The following is a 3,455-nucleotide window of genomic DNA, read 5'->3' on the forward strand; positions in this document are numbered from 1 at the left end:
GACCACCACGACAGCATCAGAGACCTCGACCGAGATCACCAACACATCAGACAACTGCGGTAACAGACTGACCACTTCAACAGAGCACAGTCACACGCTGCCCGCACTGCGGGTCGACCGACCGCATCGCCGAAATGATCTCCGCCTACGCAAATCTCGCCAGAGCCACACAGAGAAGTACGCGGACAACCGCCGGCGCTGGACCACCCGAGAGGAACTTGCGGATGGCGATCGTGACGTGGATCGAGCGGACCTACCACCGACGCCGCCGACAAACCGCACTCGGCAGCCTGACCCCCGTCGAATACGAGACGGCCATGACGACACCGGCCCTCCGGGCCGCGTGACTGAACCTGTCACCCGAACATGCACCAGTCCCCTCGGCGATGCGCGGGTTGAGGCTCAACACGTCCTTCGCCAGTGCGTGCACCATCTGAGCGGTCAAACTTTCTCCGGGCAGGCTGGTGTGCTGACGTTCAGCGGCCTAGAAGGGTGGTCGCGGTTGCGGACGCTGCGGTTGCGAAGCCAGGGTGGTCAGGCGCTTGGCGCCGAGCCGCCGGATGCCTTCGGGGGTTTGGTACCCGGCCGACAGGATCAAAGGACCGGTGTGGGTGAGGTCCAGGGCACGATCCAGGCAGCAAGTGCGGTCCGGCGGTCACGCTGAGCCCACACAATGAGCCAGCCCGAACTGGGTCTGCAACCGGCCTTTTGGAAGGGCCGTCAACTCTTGATGTGTGCCACGGCTCTCTCGAGCGGCGTGACGACACTCCTGTCATCGGAGGCCCCGTCGCTGCCCCGGGCCACGCCCACAACGTCTCGCGCGCCGGCCCGACGCCGCCTACCAGGGGACCGCCGCGATCACCACCCGCTGGTACGACCACCAACAGCGCCTCAGCCGGCGCTGGCAAACCCGCCTCGCACACCTCGCGGCCAACAACCCCCCACCCACAGGCGGCGCATCCTGGGCCTTGCCGGACGTGACGCGGTCATCTGCTCCGAGACCGTCGCCCTCGCCCGACACCTCGCACCCACACGCCCCCAGACTGGCCACGGGTTCTCGACCAGACCACGAGCATCCTCGGCCTGGACCGGCTTATGCCCCCACCCGACGGCTTGCTCTGATCCTGGGCCCCCTTACCGTGTAATCCTGCCCGCCGGGCCTACCGGCTGCCGCGGTGCTCGTACACCGTGACCCGCAGGTCACCCAGCGCCTCTGCCGCCCGCGCTTCGTCGTTCCCCTGGTCTATGGCTTCCAGGGCCGCAGCCGCCGAGACCTGGATCTCGCGCGGCAGGCCCTCCTCCGCGGAGAGCCGGTAGGCCACCGTCCGACGGGCGGCGAGCTCCGCGGCGCTCACCCCGTCTTGCGCCAGGGGGAACACCGCGGCGTGGTACAGGCACAGGCCCACCACCACGTTGTCGGCGAGACCTTCCGAATCCCCGTCGACCGGCCGGGGGACCTCCGCGGCGGGCCGAAGCAGTTCCTTGAAAAAGCTGACGGTCTGGCGGCGCGAGAGCAGCGCCCACGTCGCCGCTCCGAGGGCGCCGGCCCCGGCACAGATCAGGGCCAGCATGCGGCCGGACAGGGCCAGACCAAGCACGGCTCCCGCCAGCGTCCCGGTCCCCGACACCACGAACGTGATCATGAGATGCAGGCGGACAGGCAGCGGTGGCGTCATGGCCAGCAGTATGCCCAAGCTCACCGCACTGCGAGAGCCGCGGACCGTCCCCGGGAAGGGGCCTCCTCGGCCGCTCCGTCTGCGCCTGCGCCGGGTCCGGGTTGGCCGCCGACGTGGATGCGTCCGAGCGCGCGAGGACGGCCTCGAGTGAGCAGACGGCCAAGCGCCGGGGCCTGTTTTCGGCCAGGACCTGTTATGAGTTCTCAGGGCTTGCCGGGAAATGGGTCGTGGCTCCCAGCCGGCGGGCTCGTTGTTCTGGTATAGGGAGCCCGGAGGGGGCCGAGGGTGTCCTGGCGGCGAAATCCCAGGTGTTGTTGCCGCATCTGGACGAGCGTCAGCGTCGGCTGGCCACAGGGGCGGAAGCACTGTCGCTGGGGAATGGTGGGATCAGACCGGGCGCTGACGCGGCCGGCGTTCGGGAGGGCACGGTCTCGCGCGGTGTGGCTGAACCGGCCTCAGGTCAAGCTCTGTTGGGGCTGGTGGTGGCCGGAAGAAGGCCGTGGACCTTGATCCGGGGCTGCGTCGGGCTCTGCTTGCGTTGGTAGAGCCCGATGAGCGGGGTGATCCGATGTCGCCGCTGCGGTAGACAACGAAGTCGACCCGGAAGCTGGCAGCGGAGCTGACCCGGTGTTGGGCGACTCTCAACGTGAGCACGTACGTGAAGGCTCGCGACGTTCCTGGTGAACACGAACGTTGATCTCGACGGGCAGTCTGATGGCGCTTCGTGTGCGACGACACGGTGAAAACGAAGCGCCATCGCCTACCAGGCCGCACTCCATCTCACCGCCGTCCTCATCTGGACAGCCGCTTGACCGCCGAGGTGCATTGCCCGCGAAGATGGCCATATGGACGATCCTGTGAAGTTCCTGGTCGCACGTATCATGGACGACAACCACGCCTATGCCTACGTGGCCGACACTCTGGGCGGCGAGGCTCATCTCGACAGCCATCTCCCCATGCTCGACCTGACCGAGCAATTGGCGCACGACTACAAGGCCATGGACGCATCGGACTCCCGCTCGGCCGGCCTGGCATACGCACTCCGAGTCCTTGCCCAGTCATACGCCGGCCACCCCGCCTACCGCCAGGAATGGCGCCCATAGCCGTTCAAGAAGCCAGGCCCTAGGCGACTGACCAGGCGATCCGGGCGTGATCACCCGCCCGTTTGGAGAGATTCCGGCTGATCGTTGCAGGTCAGGCGGAGGTGTCGGTGCTGGTTGTCGACTCGGACGGGCTGTTGGTTGAGCGTCAGCTTCGGCAGGGTCGGCTGACTTGTCCGGCGTGTGGGGGCGGTTTTGGCGCCGTGGGGTCATGGCCGACCGCGGGAGATCCGGGGTGATCTCGGGGCCCGGCTGTTTCTGCGGCCACGTCGTACGCGTTGCTCAGGCTGCAAGGTCACGCACATGCTACTGGCGGAGGTTCTCTGGCCGAGGCGGGCGGATGCGGCCGTGGTGATCGGGACCGGACTGGAGATAGCCGCGTTGGGTATGGGCCACCGTCAGATCTCCGCTCATCTGGGCTTGGCTGAGGGCACGGTCCGTGGCTGGTTCCGGGCGTTCGCCGGCCGGGCGGAGGACGTTCGCCGGCACTTCACCGTCGCTCTGGTCGCGCTCGCGGACGACCCGGTGATGCCGGATGCGGCGCCGTCGACGCGCGCCGACGCGGTCTCGGCGGGGGGGGGGGGGGCCGGGGGGGGGGGGCGCCGCGCGGCCCGGGGGGGGGGGGGGGGGTGGGGGGGGAAAGGGGGGCGGGGGGGCCGGCGAGGAAGAGGAAGAACGG

The 3,455-nt window shown here is 68.6% G+C and carries 2 protein-coding genes and 2 pseudogenes; 3 read left to right on the plus strand and 1 reads right to left on the minus strand.

Annotated elements, in window-relative coordinates; genetic code table 11:
• Positions 1-218: 218 nt before the first annotated feature.
• Positions 219-347: pseudogene (locus tag AB0D66_RS34265) on the plus strand (IS3 family transposase); the annotation flags it as partial.
• A gap of 813 nt (positions 348-1,160) precedes the next feature.
• Here AB0D66_RS34265 and AB0D66_RS34270 read toward each other — a convergent pair.
• Positions 1,161-1,676 carry a hypothetical protein gene (locus tag AB0D66_RS34270; protein ID WP_362311060.1) on the minus strand — a complete coding sequence of 172 codons (516 nt, stop codon included), beginning with the start codon at positions 1,674-1,676 and terminating at the stop codon, positions 1,161-1,163.
• A 260-nt stretch (positions 1,677-1,936) separates the two neighbouring features.
• Here AB0D66_RS34270 and AB0D66_RS34275 point away from each other — a divergent pair.
• Together AB0D66_RS34275 and AB0D66_RS34280 are read left to right on the plus strand one after the other, a co-directional pair.
• A pseudogene (locus AB0D66_RS34275) lies at positions 1,937-2,259 on the plus strand (ISAzo13 family transposase); the annotation flags it as partial.
• 262 nt (positions 2,260-2,521) lie between these two features.
• Entirely contained in the window at positions 2,522-2,779 is a 258-nt protein-coding gene (locus tag AB0D66_RS34280; protein WP_362311061.1) for a DUF6221 family protein, read from the plus strand.
• Positions 2,780-3,455 lie beyond the last annotated feature (676 nt).

It is taken from the genome of Streptomyces sp. NPDC048270, assembly GCF_040652335.1.
Lineage (GTDB): Bacteria > Actinomycetota > Actinomycetes > Streptomycetales > Streptomycetaceae > Streptomyces.

Coding starts and splice junctions, on each gene's coding strand:
- AB0D66_RS34270 (WP_362311060.1), bottom strand. CDS start 1,676: ATGACGCCACCGCTGCCTGTCCGCCTGCATCTCATGATCACGTTCGTG.
- AB0D66_RS34280 (WP_362311061.1), top strand. CDS start 2,522: ATGGACGATCCTGTGAAGTTCCTGGTCGCACGTATCATGGACGACAAC.